The organism is Prevotella sp. AM23-5 (assembly GCF_003473645.1).
Lineage (GTDB): Bacteria > Bacteroidota > Bacteroidia > Bacteroidales > Bacteroidaceae > Prevotella > Prevotella copri_A.
In genome coordinates this window covers 7,079-28,639 of sequence record NZ_QUCG01000007.1, presented here as the reverse complement: position 1 = coordinate 28,639, position 21,561 = coordinate 7,079, and the positions used below count along the sequence as shown (strand labels likewise).

The window sequence follows — 21,561 nt, the reverse complement described above, 5'->3', positions numbered from 1 at the left end:
AGCGTTTTATCATTTAAGTAACGACCGCTAAATGAAGGAAAAAATAGTTATTTATCAGGTGCTCCCCCGATTGTTTGGTAACAGGAATACCACTCGTAAGGAGAATGGCACCATTGAAGAAAACGGTTGCGGAAAGCTTAATAACTTTAGTGATGAGGTGTTGGCCCGTATTCATGACATGGGTTTCACTCATATCTGGTTTACAGGTGTGATCCGTCACGCTACACAGACAAACTACTCATCTTATGGTATTCCTACCCAGCATGCTGAGGTGGTAAAGGGCAAAGCTGGATCGCCATACGCCATTACCGACTATTATGACATTGACCCTGATCTGGCCGTGAATGTCAGCCTGAGAATGAAGGAGTGGGAGACTCTTATCGAGCGTACGCACAAGGCTGGTATGAAGGTCATCATGGACTTTGTGCCGAATCATGTGGCTCGTGAGTATCATTCCATCTGCAAGCCGGCAGGTGTACGAGATTTAGGAGAAGATGATGATACCAATATGCACTTCTCTACGAAGAATAATTTCTATTATGCATGGGGCGATCTCGACCTGAATGAAGTTCGCCGCTCTAAACCGGAGTTCAAGGCTTATAATGCTAAGGATGCCAGAATCTATGAGCCATACGAGGAGAGTCCGGCAAGAGCTACGGGAAACGACCGTTTCGACAACCGCCCGGGTTGCAACGACTGGTATGAGACCGTGAAGCTCAACTATGGTGTGGATTACTGCGATGCAGGTGGCAGAAGCTATCACTACGAGCCGGTGCCAAGCACCTGGGGTAAGATGACGGATATCCTGCTCTACTGGGCAAGCAAGGGTGTAGATGGATTCCGCTGCGACATGGCAGAGATGGTGCCTACGGCATTCTGGTCATACGCTACAGCGATTCTGAAGTCTAAGTACCCTCATATCATCGTTATCGGCGAGGTATATGATCCTAACCAGTATCGCAACTACGTGAAGGCGGGATTTGATTATCTCTACGACAAGGTGGGCATGTATGATTGTCTTCGCGGCGTGATTCGTGGTGAGCGTCCGGCAGCCAGTATCACTCACGAGTGGCAGGTGGTGGATGATATCCGCGAGCACATGCTCTATTTCCTGGAGAATCATGACGAGCAGCGCATCGCCAGCGACTTCTTCTGCGGCAGCGCCATGAAGGCGATTCCTGCAGCAGCCATGAGTCTCTTCTTCCAGAAGAATCCTTTCATGCTCTACAGCGGACAGGAGTTTGGCGAGATGGGTATGGACAAGGAAGGATTCAGCGGCAGAGATGGCCGTACTACGATATTCGACTACTGGAGTCCGGAGACCCTGACCCATGCTTATCAGGAAGGAGAGGAGGAAGCATATACTGCAGAGCAGAAATATCTGGCTGCTACCTATCGCCAGCTTCTCCGTCTTGCCAATGAGGAGAAGGCGCTTCGCGAAGGTGATACCTTCGACCTGATGTATGTGAATCCGGGTTCAGAGGGCTTTGATCCACGTACCAATTTTGCCTTCCTTCGCAAGAAGGATAATGAGGTGATGCTCATCGTGCTCAACTTTGCCCAGGAGGCTCGCCAGCTGCAGGTATGCATCCCCGGTCATGCTTTCGATTTTTTCCAGATCACGGAAGAGGAGGTTCTGGTAACTGAACTGTTCTCGGGAGGCAAGAAGAAGGTAGAGTTGAAGAGGGATGGAGTATTCCCGATATTAATGGATGCTAACGGAGTAAGAATCTATAAATTCAATGTCAAGATGGAGGAAAGTGATATCATATTGAATGAGCATCATAAGGAGGAATTCCCTCCTGCTCATACGGCTGAGCATCTGCTCAATCAGTTGATGGTTCGCCTGTTTGGCTGTGAGCGCAGCCGCAATGCACATATTGAGCGCAAGAAGAGTAAGATGACCTTCGTAGTCGATCACAAGCCTACCCGCCAGGAGGAGAAGGAGATTGAGACGGAGATGAATCGCCTGATAGAGCTTGATATGCCTGTGACTTACGAGTTTGTGGATCGCGACCACATTCCTGCAGAGGTGAAACTCGATCGTTTGCCTGATGATGCTAGTGAAACCTTGCGTCTGGTTCGTATCGGCGATTATGATGTTTGTCCATGTATTGGCAAGCACGTCCGCTCAACAGCTCAGATTGGCAAGTTTGTATTGCTTGGTACCAATTGGGATGAGCATGCGCATTCTTTGCGTATCCGCTTCAAGATTGTGCAATAATATAAAAAAACAGCAATGGAGTAGTAGCCATTGCTGTTTTTTTCTTTATATCATCACCGTTTTCTTTCTTTCTTTCCTTTTCTTTCGTGCACATAAAAGTTTTTCTCGAAAAAAGTCTCAAAGTCTCATTATTTGTGGCTAAAACCGATGTATATGATTGATATATAATGGTTTATGAAAATGAGGCTTTTCTGTTTATTTTACAAAGAAGTATCATAGTAGTATCATAAATTCAATAGAAGTATCATAAAATTCAGGTAAGTCGCTTACAAGAAAGCCTTTTTTGAGGATTTATGTCTAGAAAAATAGGAGCAAAAACTAAGAAATGTCTACTATTTCAGTTCTATAGAATTGATAATGTCTACTATTTCTGTTTTATAAAACTGATAGTGTCTACTTTTCTAGTTTATTTAGTATGTCAATATTAACCAGGAATAAGTTGGAAGACTGACAATTGTAGTTAGGAATAAGCACATTGGCTGGTCTCTGAGTGCCCGTCACACGGGCACTCAGAGACCATGTGATGGGCATCGACAGAACAAGTGATGGGCACTTATTGCCCGTACTGTGGGCATCGAGTGCCCATTTTGTGGGATGACTTTTGGGCACTATTTTGAGTAAGCGAATTCGTATTTTTTCTATATGTAGTTGACTACAATTTTGTGTTTTTGTACAATGCTTTATGGTGATTTGATGATACTTCTATCGAAATGTAAGCGGCTCCTCACATCATTTTCATGAAAAATACAGAAAGTTAGAAAAAAACTCTTGAAAGTTTGTCAGTCTCATTTCTTTTTGTTATATTTGCATCCGTAAATATCAGTATATTGAAGATAAAGGCTGATATAATGGATAAATATCATTATAATGATAGATAAATAAATGAAAGAATATGGCAGATTTATATGAATATTCTACTCCAGAGTTGGTACGCTTGCTGGGAGTGAGATTCAAGGAATATAGAATGAGATGCAATCTCACCCAGAAAGAGGTAGCCGAGCTTACTGGGCTTGGCTTGACCACCATCCATAAGTTTGAGAATGGAACAGCAGGCAATCTTTCGCTTGCCACTTTTCTTCTCTTGCTGAAGGTGGTGGGGCAGATTGATGCCATAAATGATGTGCTTCCAGAACTACCCCCTTCACCTTATTTGATGAGAAAGGATGAGAAGAAGGCACAGAGAATACGTCATACAAAACGATGATAGGTGGATCAGTTCCATAGAATCAGCGATAAATGCTCATCTCGTTTCATGGGGGTTGGAGGATAAAGACAACAGTTCTGCTTCTTTTGAGATAGATGGCAAAAGTTGTACTGATGTTCGCATAGAGCAGGCTTACAAAGGCAACTTCCATTTGTATGCAAGCATAGATGGGCGAGACTGTAAGTTTGTCATCGGAAAGAACAAGCCAGAATATGCTACGATTCAAGAGACGGGATTGTCGAATCTTCCGGAGACGATGCTCAGAGATTTGGTTGCGAAATATCTGGTGAGATAGAAGATATTTGATTTAAAATAGAAAAAGCAAAGAAATCCACTTTGCTTTTTCTATTTTCTTTCTAAAAAGTTTGTATAATCAAAGATTATTCGTATTTTTGCACCGTCAGTCCCCCACCAAGCCTCTCAACGATGCTCAAATGTGCGGGTCGTTTTTTAAGGCAGTTACCGCCCCGTTTCAAGCATGTTTTGTTGAATTGCGGTTCTATTTTTGCAGTGATATATTGTTAATAATCAGAAAAACGCTTGTTTTCTGAAATATTATCTGTATCTTTGTACATTAATTATTAAGAGTAAGATTATGGCTTCAAAGAGATATCCTTTGGGAATACAAACGTTCTCCGAAATCGTGAAGGGGAATTACTTCTATGCTGACAAGACGGCTATCGTCTATCAGCTGGCTCATTATGCCAAGTTTCATTTTCTGAGTCGCCCACGTCGATTCGGAAAATCCTTGTTTGTATCTACCCTCCAGGCTTACTTCGAGGGTAAGAAAGAACTGTTCAAGGGACTTGCCATCGAACAGATGGAGAAGGAGTGGACGGCATATCCCGTCATCCACTTGGATCTGAGCTGCGGTAAGTATTATAGTTTGGAGAATACATATTCAATTCTAAACGGAATACTAGAAATAGAAGAGAAAAAATATGGTTTAAAGGTTAATCCGATAGATGAGAAGTCTTTTGGCGCACGTCTCAAGAATATCTTGCTGGCTGCCACGGCTCAAACCGGTAAGCAAGTTGTCGTTCTCATTGATGAGTATGATGCCCCGATGCATGATTCTGTAAGTGACGAAGACTTGCAGAAGACCATCCGCAACATCATGCGAGATTTCTTCAGTCCCTTGAAACAGCAAGAGGGAAACATTCGCTTTGTATTCATCACAGGCATCTCTAAGTTTAGTCAGCTCAGCATCTTCAGCGAGTTGAATAATCTCAAGATTCTCACGTTGAAGGATGAATACAGTAGCTGTTGTGGTATTACCAAGAGTGAATTGTCTCAGTATTTCCGTGAGGGTATTGAGGAGATGGCTGAACATAATGGGCTTACTTATGAGGAGACCTTAGAACAACTCAAGCTGCATTATGATGGCTACCACTTCAGTATCAATAGCGAGGATATCTTCAATCCTTACAGCATCATCAATGCTTTGGACGATAAGGAGTTTAATAGCTATTGGTTTACATCCGGTACGCCTACGTTCCTGGTAGAGTTGTTGCAGCAGAAAAATTTGGATATGCTCAATCTGGACGACCTTTGGGTTAATGACGATCGTTTTGATACCCCTACAGAAAAGCTTACAGACCCGATTCCAGTTCTTTTCCAAAGTGGTTATCTTACCATTAAAGGATATGAGCGAAGAGGAAAATTGTATCATCTCTGTTTCCCAAATCAGGAAGTAAGACAAGGCTTCTCGAAAAGTCTCGTCAGGTATTATACTGCGCAAGACATGAACAGATATGATGCCATTGTGTATGCTTATTCCAAGAATGTGCTCATCAATGACGACATGGGAGCCTTTATGCCTCACTTGAAGGCATTCTATGATAAGTTCCCATATACGATTATCAACAATAATGAGCGTCACTATCAAGCCGTGATATTCACCATCTTCACCATGCTTGGCGAAGATGTGAAGGTGGAGCATACCACTTCTGATGGAAGAATAGACCTTGTGCTCAAGACGGATAAGAGTATCTTTATCTTTGAGTTGAAATATAAGAAGTCTGCCGACATCGCCATGGCGCAAATCAGCGACAAGGACTATGCCAAGGCTTTTGCTGATGATGGGCGGAAGGTTGTGAAAGTGGGTATTAACTTCTCTGAAAACCAGCGAAGTATAGAGGATTGGGTGATAGAATAAATGAAATAGAAGAAAGTTGGTGACCTTCATCAGGTGTATGTCACCACACTATATAGATAAAAATATATCTGAACAGGGGCGGTAACTCGATTTTTTAGGTAGTTACCGCCCCATTTCAAGCATGTTTTGTTCTTTTGTACAGTCGCAGAACTTAGATAATCACCGCTGTTCCGCTGCACGTTACCATCAACATGGAACCGCTGTTGCCCACGGTTTCGTAATCCAGGTCGATGCCTACGATGGCGTTGCAGCCTAGGGATGCGGCACGGTCGACCATCTCTCTGAGGGCTGTATCCTTGGCTTCGCGGAGTGTACTTTCGTAAGAACCGCTTCTGCCACCGATTACGTCACGAACACTGGCAAAGAAATCCTTTACAAAGTTGGTACCGATGATGGTCTCGCCAGTCACTACGCCACGATATTCACGGATAGGGTGCCCTTCTATAGTTGGAGTTGTACTTAAAATCATAATCTTTTCCTTTCTTTTTATGTTATTATCAATATTAATTATAGATTAGACGATAAAAGATAGCAAAAGGTTGCAGGAAATCCAAAAATATTTGTTACTTTTGCATCGAAAGTTTAATATTTATAGGTTATATGAACAAAAAATTGATGTTTTCGGCAGCACTTGTGATGGCGCTGCTTTCGGCAAACGCTCAGAAAAGGGCGTTTACCATCGAGGATTTGTACAAGGTGAAGGGCGTATATTCTGTGAGCCTTTCGCCAGATGGTAAAACTATCTGCTATACCTCCAGTTCTTCCGACCTGAAGAACCAGAAGTCTAGCTCCGACATCTACATCATGAATGCAGATGGCTCTCATGCCAAAGCTTTCACCGAGGATGGCAAAAGCAGTTCTGCCGTGTGGAGTAAGGATGGAAAGAGTATCTTCTTTACCAATTATGAGAAGGGGACGGCTCAGATCTATCGCATGAATCTGGCTACCTGCGAGGCGGAACAAGTAACTGATTATGAGCTTGGTATAGATAATCCGGTTATCTCACCTGATGAGCGGTACATCGCCTTTACTGCCGAGGTGTATCCCGACCTGGGGGCTGATGCCAAGGCCAACATAGCCCGGATGGAGAAGAAGGACAAGGGACCTGTGCAGGCGCATATTGCCGACAAGTTGCTCTATCGTCATTGGACGAGCTATAGCGATGGCAGATGCAGTCATCTCATCCTTTTCGATACACAGACGAAGACTTACAGGGATCTGACTCCGGGTAATTATTCGCTGATATTCATGGCCGGTGGCGGAATCGCCTATGATTTTTCTCCAGACAGCAAGGAGATCTGTTTTGTCTCCAACCACGATGAGCATCAGGAGGCTAGCACCAATGCCGACCTTTGGACGGTTTCTGTGAATGGGGGAGAGCCAGTCTGCATCACGAAGGAAAACAAGGCATGGGATGGTACTCCAACCTATTCGCCCGACGGCAAGTATATCGCTTACCGCTTGCAGCAAGTACCTGGCTATGAGTCTGATCGTTTCCGTCTTGCCATCTACGACCGTGCTGCAAGGAAATCTACTATCCTGACAGAGAAGTTTGACAACTGGGTGGATGATTACAAATGGGCACCAGACAGCAAGAGCATTTTCTTCTTGGGTGAGGTGCAGGGTGCACAGCCTCTCTACAAGCTTGACATTGCCCGGAAGACCATCTCGCCAGTAGTGACAGGCAAGGCTATCTCTGAGTTTGATTTCGACAATAAGGGCATGGTATATTATACTTACAGTACGACAGGCAAGCCATCGGCTCTGTATCGTCAGCAGATGAAGAAGTGGAATGGAACTCCTGTGGCTCGCGGTAAGGAACAGCAGATAACCTTCCTCAACCAGAAGTTGGAGGATGAGGTGGATATCCGTCCATCTGAGAGCATCTGGGTGGAGGGCGCTGGCGGCGACAAGGTTCAGGTATTCATCGTGAAGCCACACAACTTTGATGCCAGCAAGAAGTATCCACTTATCATCAATGTGCATGGCGGTCCGCAGATGCAGTGGATGAATTCCTTCCGTGGCGACTGGCAGGTTTATCCTGCTGCCGGTTATGTGGTGGCTTATCCTAACCCTCACGGTTCTACAGGATATGGGCAGGCCTTTACACGTGCCATTTCCGGCGACTGGGGCGGAAAGGTATTTGAGGATGTGATGAAGGTTACCGACAAGCTGGCAACCCTGGAATATGTTGACTCCACCAGGATGGGAGCGATGGGATGGTCGTATGGCGGCTACATGATGAACTGGCTGCAGGGCCATACCAAGCGATTCAAGTGTCTGGCTTCCATGATGGGCGTATATGACCTGCGTTCTATGTGGGGCAGTACCGAGGAGGTATGGTTCCCTAACTTTGAGCTGGAGGGACAGCCTTACAATTCCGATCTCTATGAGAAGTGGTCGCCATCCTCATACATCAAGAACTTCTCTACGCCAACTCTCGTGATGACGGGCGAGTTAGACTATCGTGTACCTTATACGCAGAGCTTGCAGTATTTCACGGCATTGCAGACCCTGAACATTCCTTCTCGACTGATAGTCTTGAAGTATGATGGTCACTGGCCAAGCAACCTGAAGTCGATGCCGCTCTATTACAATGCGCACCTCGATTGGTTCCATCGCTATCTCGGCGGTGCTCCTGCACCTTGGGACACAGAGAAAATGGTGAATAATGAGATAGAGTACTAAAATGCCTTATATATAATAAGGTGTAGAGAAACTGAAATAATAAAAGCTCCATTCGCATCTGAAATGGCGAATGGAGCTTTTTTCTGAGAATTAAAAACTTACTTTGTTTCCTGTTCTTCCTGCATATCCAGATACTGGTTGTCCTTGTCGTAGAATTCATACTGGAGGAACGCCAGTTTCTGAGATGGAATTACATTGAAGCCGAAACCATACTTAAACTGCCATTTGCGCTTCAGGGAAATGAAGCCCTTGTTGATGAAGGCAGCTACGTAAGGATTCACATACAAAGTGAATTTCTTGACGCCAATCTTGTTGACTAGGCGGTCGATTTTTCTTTCCAACTGGTCGGTGAAAAGGATGCTCGATTTGATCTTGCCCGAACCGAAGCAGGTAGGGCAGGTCTCCTCTACGTTTACGTCCATGGCAGGGCGTACACGCTGGCGGGTAATCTGCATCAGTCCGAACTTGCTCAGAGGCAGGATGTTGTGCTTGGCACGGTCCTTCTGCATGTTCTTGCACATGCGCTCATAGAGCAGCTGTCGGTCTTCGGCAAGATTCATGTCGATGAAGTCCACCACGATGATTCCTCCCATATCACGGAGTCGCAATTGTCTGGCCAATTCATCGGCAGCGCCGAGGTTTACATCGAGAGCATTCGCTTCCTGACCTTTCTCACGAGTACGGTTGCCGCTGTTTACATCTACCACATGCAGGGCTTCGGTATGCTCGATGATGAGATACGCACCATGCTTGTAGTTGACAACTCTTCCAAAACCAGCCTTGATCTGCTTGGTGATGCTGAAGTTGTCGAAGATAGGCACCTTACCGGTGTAGAGCTTGACTATGCCCGCCTTTTCAGGGGCTATTAGAGAAACATAGTCCTTCACCTCGTTCATCACACCTTCATCGTTGACGAAGATGTTCTCGTAAGATGGGTTAAACAAGTCACGCAGGAGAGCGACGGCTCTTCCGGTCTCCTCGAAAGCGAGTTGCGGGCGCTGCTGGGTCTTCTGCACCTTGGCGATAGCATCCTCCCATCGCTTCACCAGGACTTTCAGCTCAGCATCGAGCTCAGCGACTCTCTTTCCCTCAGCCACAGTGCGGACAATTACACCGCAATTCTTTGGTTTTACGCTGTGAATGAGTTGTTTGAGTCGGGAGCGTTCTTCACCGCTTTTGATTTTCGACGAGACAGAAACTTTATCACCGAATGGCATGAGTACCAGGTATCGTCCTGCGAATGAGATTTCGCCCGTAAGACGAGGACCCTTGGTAGAGATTGGTTCCTTTACGATTTGTACCAGCACTTCTTGTCCCACTTTGAGAACATTCTGAATGCTGCCGTCCTTTTCCAATTCAGGCAGTTTGCTGGCTTTAGAGAATGGGAAAAGTTTCTTTCTGTCGCTCTGTACTTGTTTAAGGTACTTCTGGTAGGAATTAAAATGACTTCCCAGGTCAAGATAATGAAGAAAGGCGTCGCGTTCATAACCTACATCTACGAAGCATGCGTTAAGTCCCGGCATGAGTTTCTTAACCTTTGCGATGTAGATGTTTCCCACAGAGAACGAAGCCTCACGGGGTTCATTCTGGTATTCCACCAGCTGCTTATCCTCCATGAGAGCGATAGAAATGTCCTTCTGCTGGACGTCAATTACAACTTCGCTTGTCATACTCTTCAATAATCTTTTTACTTAAAGTTACTAATAACACTTTACAAAAAGGGGCATGCCTATCCATGTTGATATGACACGCCCCCTCAGTCTGTGGAACCGACTGAGAGCATTTTCAGCTTCTAGAAAAGCTTACTTGCTCTTATGTCTGTTCTTACGTAATCTCTTTTTACGCTTGTGAGTAGCCATCTTGTGGCCCTTCTTTTTCTTTCCGTTTGGCATGATTTTAAAATTTTAAAATATTGTTATTATAAAAATGTTAATTCTCTTACTGAGCGTTCTGCATCTCCTCGATGAAGCTCTTAGATGGCTTGAAGCTTGGCAAATCGTGAGCTGGGATGGTGAGAGTGGTGTTCTTAGAGATGTTGCGAGCGGTCTTAGCTGCACGGTGCTTGATGTTGAAGCTACCGAAGCCACGCAGGTAAACATTCTCCTTGTTCTGGATGAGGCTCTTCTTTACCTCCTCCATGAACGACTCTACTACTATGCTAACTTCCTTCTTAGCCATACCAGTAGCGATTGCTACTTCATTTATGATATCTGCTTTGGTCATTTCTCTTCTTTTATTTATTTTTATACTTAATAATCTCAAATCGGTGTGCAAAGATACAAGTTTTTTGCGATATAACAAAATAGTTAAGGCTTTTTTTGCAAAAAAAATGCTCTAAGTATTTGCATATTAGGTTTTTATTCTGTATTTTTGCACTAAAATTGAGAATTTATGGCTTTTAAGAGACATTTTTTAGTGATGATATGGATGGCTTTCAGCGTATTATCGCTGTCTGCCAAAGAGGAGTGGAATGCGGATAATGTGCCGATTCCCTTCCTTCAGGACTCCACGCAGTATGTTTCCGATCCGGATGGATATGTAGATAAGGCGCTGAAGGATTCGGCTAATTTCTACCTGCAAAAGCTGAAGCTGGAGTGTGGCGTGCAGAATGTGCTCATCATCGTGGGCAGGGTGGCTAACCAGGATGCTTTCAGGATGGCGCAGGATGTGGGCAACAAGTATGGCATCGGCTACAAGAAGAGCCGCAGGGGACTGGTTATCGTGATTGCAGTGGAAGACCACAAGTACTTCATCGCTCCCGGCAGCGGACTGGAGGGAGAGCTGACGGATGTGGACTGCGATGATATTGCCCGTGCCTGCATCGTGAAATACATGCGCGAGGATGATCCCGGAGCGGCTGTAACCTCTGTGAGCCGTGCTATATATAATAAGGTGAAAAGCGGACGTACCGGAATTGAGTCGGTAGATGAGGGGACGGTGAATGGTGAAGAGGATTGGGCACTGGTCGTTATTCTGTTCTTTCTCTTTTTCGGAATCCCGATCTATTACCTCGTCCGTTACATCCTGGAGCAGGTGGGTCTGGTTAAACCAAGACCGAAGGGCAAGGGTAGAAACCAGTCGCGAAGAAGGAATGATGATGACGACTGGTTGCCTCCGTTCTTCATGGGCGGCGGAGGTTTCTCCGGCGGTGGAGGAGGCGGCTTCTCGGGCGGCTCCTTTGGTGGCGGAACATTCTCTGGCGGTGGCTCCGGCGGAAGCTGGTAGTTGCTGATAGCTAATAGTTTATAATTGATAGCTAATAGTTTATAATTGGTAGATAATAATTAATCAATAATCATTAATCAATAATAAAAAAGTATGAAGAAAACAGGATGGATTATCTTAGGCGTCATCGTAGTGTTGGTGCTCTGGGTGTTCAGTGGTTATAATGGTATGGTAGGAGAGCAGGAGAAGGCTACTACCGAGTTGTCTAACATGCAGGCTCAGTATCAGCGTCGTGCCGATATGATGCCTCAGTTGGCTAAGATCGTAAAGGCTTATGCCAAGCACGAGAAGGAGACCTTCGAGGAGGTGACCAAGGCTCGTGCTTCTGTAGGACAGGTGAAGCTGGATGTGAATAATCTCACGGAGGCTAGTATGAAGCAGTATGCAGCTGCTCAGGGTGAGTTGGCAAATGCCTTCTCCAAGCTGATGCTGGTGGCTGAAAGATATCCTGAGTTGAAGGCAAGCGAGAATTTTAAGGCTCTCCAGGTTCAGGAGGAAGGCACTGAGAATCGAATCAGCGAGGCTCGCCGTAAGTATAATGAGGCTGTACAGTCTTATAACCAGACGGTTAGAAAGATGCCTAATGCCATCATCGCCGGCATTTTCAATTTCAATGTAATGCCTAAGTTTGAGGCAGCAGCTGGTGCAGAGAAGGCTCCAGACTTGGATATCTAGGAAAATATTATTCAGTCAAGAATGTCGCCCTGTAGTGGCAAAAGTATTGAACATGTGATGCTTTTGTCCTTGCAGGGCGTGTTTGGTTTTCTTTCAATCTGTTACAATCGCCATATTTTATATATATTTTGTATTTCAGATGATTCGTATTTCAGATTTTCTTTGTATCTTTGCACAAAATTTGAGAAAAGTGGCAGAAATGTCACGATAACATTGAAATTTCTATAAGGTAATTACAAATATGAAACAAACAAAGATTGTTGCTTCCATCAGCGATCGCAGATGCGATCAAGATTTTATCCGAAAACTGTTTTTTGCGGGTATGAACGTAGTTCGTATGAATACCGCACATGCTACAGAAGATGGAATCCGTACCATTGTCAAGAACGTTAGAGCTGTATCTCCACATATTGGTATCATGATTGATACCAAGGGTCCGGAGGTGCGCACTACCGACGTAAAGGAGCCTATACATTATAATATAGGTGACGTGGTGAAAATCTTCGGTCGTCCTGATGTAGATTCTTCTCATGATACCGTGAACTTGAGCTATCCTGATATTGCTGCCGATTTGAAGGTGGGCGACGACATCTTGTTTGATGATGGCGAACTCGACATGAAGGTTGTTGATATTCAGGGTCCTATGCTCGTGGCTGAGGTGCAGAACGAGGGAATACTGGGGGCTCACAAGAGCGTGAACGTACCGGGCGAGCACATCGACCTGCCTGCGCTTACTGAGAAAGACCGCAGAAACATCGAGCTTGCCATCGAACTGGATATTGATTTCATTGCTCACTCATTCGTGCGCAATGCAGCTGATGTGAAGGCTGTGCAGGATATTCTCGATGCTCATCACAGCGACATCAAGATCATCTCCAAGATCGAGAACCAGGAGGGTGTAGATAACATTGATGAGATCATCGACGCCTGCTATGGTATCATGATTGCCCGTGGTGACTTGGGTATTGAGGTGCCTATCGAAAGAATCCCTGGTATCCAGCGCCGCATCATCGCCAAGTGCGTGAAGGCTCAGAAGCCGGTAATCGTAGCTACACAGATGCTCCACACCATGATCAAAAATCCTCGTCCTACACGTGCCGAGGTTACAGATATTGCCAACGCAATCTTCTACCGTACAGATGCCCTGATGCTTTCTGGCGAAACAGCCAGCGGTAAGTATCCGGTAGAGGCTGTTCAGACCATGGCGCGCATTGCAGAGCAGGCAGAGAAGGACAAGTCGCCTCTCAACGACATTGATCCGATGGAGGATGGAATGATTGACCAGAAGCTCTTCCTGGCTCATGCTGCCATCGAGGCAACCAAGAAGTTGGGCGTTGCCGGCATCATCACCGATGGTGAGACGGGTCAGACTGCCCGCTGCCTGGCTTCGTTCCGTGGTCCTAACCCTGTGCTTGCCATCTGTTACAAGGAGAAGCTTCAGCGCTGGTTGAACCTGAGCTATGGTATTATTCCAATCCATCAGAAAGATCAGGTTTCTGCCAAGGCTATGTTTACCGCAGCGGTACGTATGCTCCGCCAGAAGGGTTACCTGGGCGAGGAAGATAAGATTGCTTACCTGAGTGGTAGCTTCGGTGAGGGTGGAGGAACCACCTTCGTAGAAATCAACAAGGTGAAGAAGATCTTCGATAACAGCTATACCTTCAATTTGCCATCAAACGGCATTGAAGACTAGTAAAAAGGGCATTATTTTAAGAAAAATAATGTGATGGAGTAAATATTGGTGCAAAAATTTGCAGTATTCAAAAAAATGCTGTAATTTTGCACCAATATTTTATAACGAAATTTGTTGAGAATGAAAAAAGTCATTTATTCAGCGCTTGTCGCTTTGACAATGGTCTTGATGCTTAGCAGTTGCGGAAGCACCAAGAACGTAGCTTATTTCCAGAATGCTGATCAGGTGAGTCTAGCAGCTTCAAAGATGCTTTATGACGCCAAGATTATGCCTAAGGACGAATTAACTATTACCGTTTCTACTACCGATCCAAAGGCTGCAATGCCTTTCAACCTTACTGTCTCTAAGACCACTGGTATGGAAGGACAGTTGACAAGTACCCCAACCCTCTTGGGTTACCTGGTAGATAACAATGGTAATATTCAGTTCCCGGTTGTAGGTCAGCTTCATGTAGCTGGTTTGTCCAAGAACCAGTGCGAGGAATTGATCAAGAATAAGGTTCGTCCATACATGTCAGATAAGGAGAATCCTATCGTTACGGTAAGAATGGCAAGTTACCGTGTAGTAGTTACGGGTGAAGTCAATGCTCCAAGAGTAGTAACCGTCCCTCAGGAAAAGATGAGCATCATCGAGGCCTTGGCTTCTGCTGGCGATTTGACCATCTATGGTAAGCGCGAGAATGTGATGCTGATCCGTGAGGATGCTCAGGGAGAGAAGCATATTCATTATCTGAACTTGAATGATGCTAACATCATCAATTCTCCATATTTCTATCTGCAGCAGAATGATGTTATCTATGTAGAGCCTAACAAGGTGAAGGCACAGAACTCAGCTATTGGTTCTGCCACATCACTCTGGTTCTCTGCTGTAAGTATTTTGACATCAGTTGCATCATTGGTTGTCAACATCCTGCGATAACAGCAAGGGATAAAAGGTCAGGAATAACAAACGGAAATACAACATAAATATAGATAAGTATGTGTGGCATAGTAGGATATTTAGGTAAGGGTGACGCTTATCCAGCCCTCATCAAGGGCTTGAAGCGTCTGGAGTACCGCGGATACGATTCTGCGGGAGTTGCCCTTATTAGCAATGACGGCTCTTTGAATGTATATAAGGCAAAGGGCAAGGTGGCAGATTTGGAAGCGTTCTGCGCTGACAAGGATATTTCAGGACATGTAGGTATTGCCCATACACGTTGGGCTACCCATGGAGAGCCTTCAGCTGTGAATGCTCATCCTCATTATTCTTCAAGCAAGAACCTTGCCATGATTCATAATGGTATTATCGAGAACTATGCCGACATCAAGAAGAACCTGATGGCAAAGGGTGTGGAGTTCAAGAGCGAGACCGATACTGAGGTGCTCGTACAGCTCATTGAATACATCCAGGTGAAGAAGGATCTTGATTTGTTGACCGCCGTTCAGGTTGCGCTCCGTCAGGTGATTGGCGCTTACGCCATCGCTATTCTCGACAAGCGTAACCCTGACCAGATTATCGCTGCCCGCAAGCAGAGCCCGCTGGTGGTGGGTATTGGCGAGGACGGAGAGTTCTATCTCGGTTCGGATGCCAGCCCTATCATCGAATATACCGACAAGGTGGTTTACCTGGAGGATGGCAACATCGCCGTGATGCGCCTCGGACAGGAATTGCAGGTAGTGAATATCCAAAACGTAAAGCTCAACCCTGAGGTGCAGACCGTGGATATCGACCTCGGCCAGATTGAGAAGGGTGGTTTCCCTCACTTCATGCTGAAGGAAATCTTCGAACAGCCTGAGTGCCTGCGCAACTGTATGCGTGGCCGTGTGGTGAGCCGTACCGTGGAAACCCGTGTGATGACCGATGGCGACGATACAACCTGTAAGACGGAGACAGAGATGGGCGTAGTGCTCAGCTCTATCACCGACCATCGCCAGCAGCTCCTCAATGCCAAGCGAATCATCATCGTGGCTTGTGGAACATCATGGCACGCCGGACTCATCGGCAAGCAGATGATTGAGAACTACTGCCGCATCCCGGTGGAAGTGGAATATGCATCAGAGTTCCGTTATCGCAATCCTGTGGTAACGAAGGATGATGTGGTCATCGCCATTTCCCAGAGTGGCGAAACCGCTGATACCCTGGCTGCCATCAAGCTTGCCAAGGAGAGCGGTGCGTTTATCTATGGTATCTGTAACTCCATCGGTTCTTCCATCGCACGAGAGACAGATACGGGTACCTATATTCATGTAGGTCCGGAGATCGGTGTTGCCTCTACCAAGGCGTTCACCGGTCAGGTTACCGTCCTTATCCTCCTGGCACTCGCCATAGGTAAGGAGAGGGGAACCATCAGCGAAAACGAATATCAGAAGATTACAGAGCAGCTTTGGAACATTCCTGCCAAGATGAAGGAAGTGTTGAAGCTCAACAATAAGATAGCTGACTTGAGCCGTACCTTTACGTATGCGCGCAATTTCATCTATCTGGGTCGTGGATTCCAGTATCCAGTAGCCCTGGAGGGTGCATTGAAGTTGAAGGAGATTAGCTACATCCATGCTGAGGGCTATCCTGCTGCGGAGATGAAACATGGTCCTATCGCATTGATAGACAGCGATATGCCAGTGGTAGTCATTGCCACCCACAACTTCATGTACGAGAAGGTCTTGTCTAATATCCAGGAAATCAAGGCCCGTCAGGGTCGTGTCATTGCTATTGTCAGCAAGGGCGATGAAACCATTTCCAAGATTGCCGACGAAGTGATTGAACTCCCTGAGACCCTGGAGTGTCTGGAGCCATTATTGGCTACTATTCCTTTGCAGCTGCTGGCTTACCATGTAGCTGTATGTAAGGGTAAGAATGTTGACCAACCAAGAAACTTGGCCAAGTCGGTTACTGTAGAATAAAATAATAAAGGGAATCGTCGTTTCTTGACGTTTCCCTTTTTTTGGAGGGGTGTCCCTCGGATAGGAATATTCAGATTTAACTAAATAAGATAAAGGATAATAAAGAGTATGGAACCATTGAAACATGAGTGTGGCGTGGCAATGATCAGATTGCTCAAGCCACTAGAGTATTACCAGCAGAAGTACGGTACTTGGATGTACGCACTCAACAAACTCTATCTGATGATGGAGAAGCAGCACAACCGTGGACAGGAGGGTGCTGGTATGGCTTGTGTCAAACTGGGCGGAAAGCCGGGACATGAGTATATGTTTCGTGAGCGTGCGGAGGGCAAGAACGCCGTGACCGAAATCTTCGGCAAGGCAAATGCCAATTTCAAGAACTTGACTCCCGAGCAGCTTGCTGATGCTAAGTTTGCCCAAGAGGAACTGCCTTTCGCAGGCGAACTCTACATGGGACATCTGCGTTACAGTACCACCGGAAAGAGTGGTATCCAGTATGTGCACCCATTCCTGCGCCGCAACAACTGGAAGGCGAAGAACCTCTGCCTTTGCGGTAACTTCAATATGACCAACGTAGATGAAATCTTCGAGGAACTGACCAAGCAGGGCCAGAGTCCACGCATCTACAGCGACACCTACATCATGCTCGAACTGATGGGCCACCGACTTGACAGAGAGGTGGAGCGCAACTTCGTGGCTGCAAAGGCGATGGAGATGGAGAACACCGACATCACCAACTACATTGAGGACCACGTGAAGATGAGCAACGTGCTCAAGACCACGATGAAGGACTTCGACGGCGGTTATGTGGTCTGCGGAATCACCGGTTCGGGAGAGATGTTCTCCATGCGCGACCCTTGGGGTATCCGTCCTGCATTCTACTACAAGAACGATGAAATCGTGGTAGTAGCCAGCGAGCGCCCTGTACTTCAGACCACCTTCGACCTGGAGGCTGAGGATGTGAAGGAGCTGATGCCGGGCACGGCGCTTCTCGTGAAGAAGAACGGCGAGTGCAGCATCGAGCGCATCATGGAGCAGAAGGGCGATTCAGCCTGCTCATTCGAGCGCATCTACTTCAGCCGTGGTTCCGACAAGGATATCTACCAGGAGCGTAAGCAGTTGGGCGAGCAGTTGACCCAGCCTATCCTGAAGGCCGTGGATTACGATGTAGATCACACCGTGTTCAGCTACATTCCGAACACAGCCGAGGTGGCTTACTATGGTATGTTGAGCGGTTTCAAGAAGTATCTCAACGAAAGCAAGATTGAGCAGATTGCCAACCTCGACCATATTCCATCTAAGGAAGAATTATACGATATTCTCGGTGACTTCGTCCGTTCGGAGAAGATAGCATGGAAGGATATCAAGCTCCGTACCTTCATCACCGAGGGCAACAGCCGCAACGACCTGGCGAGCCACGTGTATGATGTAACCTACGGAAGCATCGAGCCGAATGTGGATAATCTCGTTATCATCGACGACAGTATCGTGCGCGGTACAACCTTGAAGGAGAGCATCCTGCGCATCCTCGACCGTCTGCATCCTAAGAAGATTGTAGTCGTATCCAGTGCCCCTCAGATCCGTTATCCGGATTATTACGGCATTGATATGGCAAGACTGGAAGAGTTCTGCGTGTTCCGTGCAGCCATCCAGCTGCTGAAAGACAGAAAGATGGAGGACCTCATCGAGCAGACCTACGAGGCATGCAAGGCAGAACTTGCCAAGCCGAAGGAGGAGCAGATTAACCCGGTGCGTGCCATCTACAAGCCATTCACCATCGAGGAAATCAACGAGAAGATAGTAGAGATGCTTCGCCCAGAGGGCATGACCACTCCTATCCAGCTTGTGTTCCAGAGCATCGAGGGCTTGCGCGAGGCGATTCCAAACCACAAGGGCGACTGGTATTTCACCGGTCATTATCCAACCCCAGGCGGCACGAAGCTCTGCAACCAGTCGTTTGTGAACTATATCGAAAACGTTTATCATAAATAAGTGAAGAGTGTAGAACGAAGAGTGAAGAATTCATTTGCTCTTATAAGTATGAAATAAAAGAATCAAATGTCAGATATGAAAAAAGTAACCTTAGTTTTGAGCGATGGAACCAAGTTCCATGGCAAATCTTTTGGATATGACGCTCCTGTAGCGGGCGAGGTTGTGTTCAACACAGCCATGATGGGATATCCAGAGAGTTTGACCGACCCTTCTTACGCCGGTCAGTTGATGACACTTACATTCCCTCTCGTGGGCAACTATGGTGTGCCACCATTTACTTTCGAGGAGAACGGTTTGCCAACCTTCATGGAGAGTGACAAGATTTATGCTTCTGCCATCATCGTGAATGATTACAGCGAGCAGTATAGCCACTGGAATGCAGTGGAGAGTCTTGCCGACTGGTTGAAGCGCGAAAAGGTGCCAGGAATCACAGGCATCGATACCCGTGAGTTGACTAAGGTGCTTCGTGAGCATGGTGTGATGATGGGTAAGATTCTCTTTGATGATGAACCAGACAACATCCCTGAGGCTAACTACGAGGGTGTAAACTTCGTTGACCAGGTGAGCTGCAAGGAGATTATCCGTTACAACGAGGGTGCCGGCAAGAAGGTGGTACTCGTTGACTGCGGTGTGAAGGCAAACATCATCCGTTGCCTCATCAACAGAGGCGTAGAGGTGATTCGTGTGCCTTGGAATTACGATTACACCGATATGGACTTCGACGGCCTGTTTCTGGCCAATGGTCCTGGCGATCCAGACATGTGTGAGGATGCTGTGAATATTATTCGCAAGCAGATCAGCCAGAGCCGCAAGCCTATTTGCGGTATCTGTATGGGTAACCAGTTGCTTTCCAAGGCAGCCGGTGCTACCATCTACAAGTTGAAGTATGGTCACCGTTCACACAACCAGCCAGTGCGCATGGTAGGAACCAACAATTGCTACATCACCTCTCAGAACCACGGTTATGCCGTTGATGCCAAGACATTGGGCAACGACTGGGAGGAACTCTTTGTAAATATGAATGATGGCTCTAACGAGGGTATCCGCCACAAGGTGAACCCTTGGTTCTCAAGCCAGTTCCACCCAGAGGCTTGCTCAGGCCCTGTGGATACTGAGTTCATGTTTGATAAGTTTGTAGAAACACTTAAATAATTAGGAAAAAAGATGAAAGACGAAAATATAAAGAAGGTGCTCCTCTTAGGTTCTGGAGCCTTGAAGATCGGTGAAGCAGGTGAGTTCGACTACTCAGGTTCGCAGGCCCTGAAGGCATTGCGCGAGGAAGGTATCGAGACTGTGCTCATCAACCCGAATATCGCAACCGTACAGACATCAGAAGGTGTTGCCGACCAGATTTACTTCCTGCCAGTGCAGCCATACTTCGTAGAGCGTGTCATCCAGAAGGAAAAGCCAGACGGAATCCTCCTCAGCTTCGGTGGTCAGACAGCCCTCAACTGTGGTGTGGAACTCTATCGCCAGGGCATCCTGGAGAAATATAATGTCAAGGTGTTGGGTACTCCTGTTCAGGCTATCATGGATACTGAGGACCGTGAGCTCTTCGTAGAGAAGCTGGATGAAATCAACGTGAAGACCATCAAGAGTGAGGCTTGCGAGAACATCGAGCAGACCCGCAAGGCTGCTGCCGAGCTCGGTTATCCTGTCATCATCCGTGCTGCTTATGCACTGGGTGGACTCGGTTCTGGTTTCGCTGACAACGAGGAGGAGCTGAACAAGCTCGCAGAGAAGGCCTTCTCATTCTCTCCACAGGTATTGGTAGAGAAGAGCTTGAAGGGCTGGAAGGAGATTGAGTATGAGGTGGTTCGCGACCGTTACGACAACTGTATTACAGTTTGTAACATGGAGAACTTCGACCCACTGGGAATCCATACCGGTGAGAGTATCGTCATCGCTCCATCCCAGACCCTGAGCAATGCTGAGTATCATAAGCTCCGTGCCCTCGCCATCAAGATTATCCGTCACATCGGAATCGTGGGTGAGTGTAACGTGCAGTATGCCTTCGACCCTAAGAGCGAGGACTATCGCGTTATTGAGGTGAATGCCCGCTTGAGCCGTTCATCTGCCTTGGCATCTAAGGCTACCGGTTATCCTCTTGCCTTCGTTGCAGCCAAGCTCGGTATGGGTTACGGTCTGTTCGAGTTGAAGAATTCTGTAACCAAGACTACATCAGCTTTCTTTGAGCCAGCATTGGACTACGTGGTTTGTAAGATTCCTCGTTGGGACTTGTCTAAGTTCCGTGGCGTAGATAAGGAGTTGGGTTCATCTATGAAGTCAGTAGGTGAGGTAATGGCCATCGGCCGCAACTTCGAGGAGGCTATCCAGAAGGGTCTTCGTATGATTGGTCAGGGCATGCACGGTTTCGTAGAGAACAAGGAGCTTGAAATCGATGATATCGATGCAGCTTTGCGCGAGCCAACAGATAAGCGTGTATTCGTGATTTCAAAGGCAATGCACAAGGGCTATACCGTAGATCAGATTCACGACTTGACCAAGATTGACAAGTGGTTCCTGGAGAAGTTGAAGCACATCATCGACATCGACGAGGAGATGAAGAAGTGCAACATCAATACCATCGGTCAGGATCTGCTCCGTTCTGCTAAGGTTTACGGTTTTACCGACTTCCAGGTTGCTCGTGCCGTGGGCTTGGAGCAGGAGTTGGGCAACATGCACAAGGCTGCCCTCCTGGTTCGCAACAAGCGCAAGAGCTATGGCATCCTGCCTGTAGTGAAGCAGATTGATACCTTGGCAGCAGAGTATCCTGCCCAGACCAACTACCTCTATGTAACCTACGCAGGCGTGAAGAGT

At 46.7% G+C, this 21,561-nt stretch carries 16 protein-coding genes; 13 read left to right on the top strand and 3 right to left on the bottom strand.

Annotated elements, in window-relative coordinates:
- Positions 1–31: 31 nt before the first annotated feature.
- The 4 genes from DW657_RS03090 (at position 32) to DW657_RS03075 (ending at position 5,586) form a co-directional block, all read left to right on the top strand.
- The gene (locus DW657_RS03090; protein WP_118311369.1) at positions 32–2,224 is read left to right on the top strand and encodes an alpha-amylase family glycosyl hydrolase; all 2,193 of its coding nucleotides are present in this window, start codon (positions 32–34) and stop codon (positions 2,222–2,224) included.
- An 892-nt stretch (positions 2,225–3,116) separates the two neighbouring features.
- The gene (locus DW657_RS03085) at positions 3,117–3,428 is read left to right on the top strand and encodes a helix-turn-helix domain-containing protein (protein ID WP_118311368.1); all 312 of its coding nucleotides are present in this window, start codon (positions 3,117–3,119) and stop codon (positions 3,426–3,428) included.
- The gene (locus DW657_RS03080; RefSeq protein ID WP_158577306.1) at positions 3,388–3,723 is read left to right on the top strand and encodes a hypothetical protein; all 336 of its coding nucleotides are present in this window, start codon (positions 3,388–3,390) and stop codon (positions 3,721–3,723) included. The genes DW657_RS03085 and DW657_RS03080 overlap by 41 nt, the downstream gene beginning before the upstream one ends.
- 300 nt (positions 3,724–4,023) lie before the next feature.
- Positions 4,024–5,586 (top strand): ATP-binding protein, encoded by a 1,563-nt coding sequence (locus tag DW657_RS03075; protein ID WP_118311366.1) that lies wholly within the window; start codon positions 4,024–4,026, stop codon positions 5,584–5,586.
- A gap of 151 nt (positions 5,587–5,737) precedes the next feature.
- Here DW657_RS03075 and DW657_RS03070 read toward each other — a convergent pair whose 3' ends face one another.
- Positions 5,738–6,055, bottom strand: a complete 318-nt coding sequence (locus tag DW657_RS03070) for a heavy metal-binding domain-containing protein (protein ID WP_118311365.1) — start codon at positions 6,053–6,055, stop codon at positions 5,738–5,740.
- Positions 6,056–6,186: 131 nt separating this feature from the next.
- On the opposite strand from DW657_RS03070, the gene DW657_RS03065 reads away from it, so the two are divergent.
- Positions 6,187–8,274, top strand: a complete 2,088-nt coding sequence (locus tag DW657_RS03065) for a S9 family peptidase (protein ID WP_118311364.1) — start codon at positions 6,187–6,189, stop codon at positions 8,272–8,274.
- A gap of 98 nt (positions 8,275–8,372) precedes the next feature.
- Here the strand turns inward: DW657_RS03065 and DW657_RS03060 are convergent, their stop codons facing one another.
- Both DW657_RS03060 and DW657_RS03055 read right to left on the bottom strand, forming a co-directional pair.
- The gene (locus DW657_RS03060; RefSeq protein ID WP_117661859.1) at positions 8,373–9,944 is read right to left on the bottom strand and encodes an Rne/Rng family ribonuclease; all 1,572 of its coding nucleotides are present in this window, start codon (positions 9,942–9,944) and stop codon (positions 8,373–8,375) included.
- A gap of 268 nt (positions 9,945–10,212) precedes the next feature.
- Positions 10,213–10,497 (bottom strand): HU family DNA-binding protein, encoded by a 285-nt coding sequence (locus DW657_RS03055; RefSeq protein WP_089545246.1) that lies wholly within the window; start codon positions 10,495–10,497, stop codon positions 10,213–10,215.
- Positions 10,498–10,665: 168 nt separating this feature from the next.
- Between DW657_RS03055 and DW657_RS03050 the strand changes: the two genes are divergently transcribed.
- The 8 genes from DW657_RS03050 to carB all read left to right on the top strand — a co-directional run.
- Positions 10,666–11,499 carry a TPM domain-containing protein gene (locus tag DW657_RS03050; protein WP_118311363.1) on the top strand — a complete coding sequence of 278 codons (834 nt, stop codon included), beginning with the start codon at positions 10,666–10,668 and terminating at the stop codon, positions 11,497–11,499.
- Positions 11,500–11,592: 93 nt separating this feature from the next.
- Positions 11,593–12,174, top strand: coding sequence for a LemA family protein (locus DW657_RS03045; protein ID WP_089545244.1), 582 nt, complete (start codon positions 11,593–11,595; stop codon positions 12,172–12,174).
- A 241-nt stretch (positions 12,175–12,415) separates the two neighbouring features.
- Entirely contained in the window at positions 12,416–13,867 is a 1,452-nt protein-coding gene (gene pyk / locus DW657_RS03040) for a pyruvate kinase (RefSeq protein WP_118311362.1), read from the top strand.
- Between the two features lie 120 nt (positions 13,868–13,987).
- Positions 13,988–14,785 (top strand): polysaccharide biosynthesis/export family protein, encoded by a 798-nt coding sequence (locus tag DW657_RS03035; RefSeq protein ID WP_089545242.1) that lies wholly within the window; start codon positions 13,988–13,990, stop codon positions 14,783–14,785.
- 59 nt (positions 14,786–14,844) lie between these two features.
- Positions 14,845–16,749, top strand: a complete 1,905-nt coding sequence (gene glmS, locus DW657_RS03030; RefSeq protein WP_118311361.1) for a glutamine--fructose-6-phosphate transaminase (isomerizing) — start codon at positions 14,845–14,847, stop codon at positions 16,747–16,749.
- Between the two features lie 108 nt (positions 16,750–16,857).
- Positions 16,858–18,741, top strand: a complete 1,884-nt coding sequence (locus DW657_RS03025) for an amidophosphoribosyltransferase (protein ID WP_118311360.1) — start codon at positions 16,858–16,860, stop codon at positions 18,739–18,741.
- 75 nt (positions 18,742–18,816) lie between these two features.
- A complete protein-coding gene (gene carA, locus DW657_RS03020) occupies positions 18,817–19,893 on the top strand; it encodes a glutamine-hydrolyzing carbamoyl-phosphate synthase small subunit (protein ID WP_040553026.1) in 1,077 nt (358 codons plus the stop codon).
- A 12-nt stretch (positions 19,894–19,905) separates the two neighbouring features.
- On the top strand, positions 19,906–21,561 hold a 1,656-nt coding region (carB, locus tag DW657_RS03015; RefSeq protein WP_118311388.1), incomplete at its 3' end, for a carbamoyl-phosphate synthase large subunit.

Excerpts from the sequence above, each read along its gene's own strand:
- DW657_RS03035 (WP_089545242.1), top strand. The coding sequence starts at position 13,988 with ATGAAAAAAGTCATTTATTCAGCGCTTGTCGCTTTGACAATGGTCTTG.
- carA (WP_040553026.1), top strand. The coding sequence starts at position 18,817 with ATGAAAAAAGTAACCTTAGTTTTGAGCGATGGAACCAAGTTCCATGGC.
- DW657_RS03085 (WP_118311368.1), top strand. The coding sequence starts at position 3,117 with ATGGCAGATTTATATGAATATTCTACTCCAGAGTTGGTACGCTTGCTG.
- DW657_RS03060 (WP_117661859.1), bottom strand. The coding sequence starts at position 9,944 with ATGACAAGCGAAGTTGTAATTGACGTCCAGCAGAAGGACATTTCTATC.
- DW657_RS03065 (WP_118311364.1), top strand. The coding sequence starts at position 6,187 with ATGAACAAAAAATTGATGTTTTCGGCAGCACTTGTGATGGCGCTGCTT.
- DW657_RS03080 (WP_158577306.1), top strand. The coding sequence starts at position 3,388 with ATGAGAAGAAGGCACAGAGAATACGTCATACAAAACGATGATAGGTGG.
- glmS (WP_118311361.1), top strand. The coding sequence starts at position 14,845 with ATGTGTGGCATAGTAGGATATTTAGGTAAGGGTGACGCTTATCCAGCC.
- DW657_RS03075 (WP_118311366.1), top strand. The coding sequence starts at position 4,024 with ATGGCTTCAAAGAGATATCCTTTGGGAATACAAACGTTCTCCGAAATC.
- DW657_RS03045 (WP_089545244.1), top strand. The coding sequence starts at position 11,593 with ATGAAGAAAACAGGATGGATTATCTTAGGCGTCATCGTAGTGTTGGTG.
- DW657_RS03025 (WP_118311360.1), top strand. The coding sequence starts at position 16,858 with ATGGAACCATTGAAACATGAGTGTGGCGTGGCAATGATCAGATTGCTC.
- DW657_RS03055 (WP_089545246.1), bottom strand. The coding sequence starts at position 10,497 with ATGACCAAAGCAGATATCATAAATGAAGTAGCAATCGCTACTGGTATG.
- DW657_RS03050 (WP_118311363.1), top strand. The coding sequence starts at position 10,666 with ATGGCTTTTAAGAGACATTTTTTAGTGATGATATGGATGGCTTTCAGC.
- pyk (WP_118311362.1), top strand. The coding sequence starts at position 12,416 with ATGAAACAAACAAAGATTGTTGCTTCCATCAGCGATCGCAGATGCGAT.
- DW657_RS03090 (WP_118311369.1), top strand. The coding sequence starts at position 32 with ATGAAGGAAAAAATAGTTATTTATCAGGTGCTCCCCCGATTGTTTGGT.
- DW657_RS03070 (WP_118311365.1), bottom strand. The coding sequence starts at position 6,055 with ATGATTTTAAGTACAACTCCAACTATAGAAGGGCACCCTATCCGTGAA.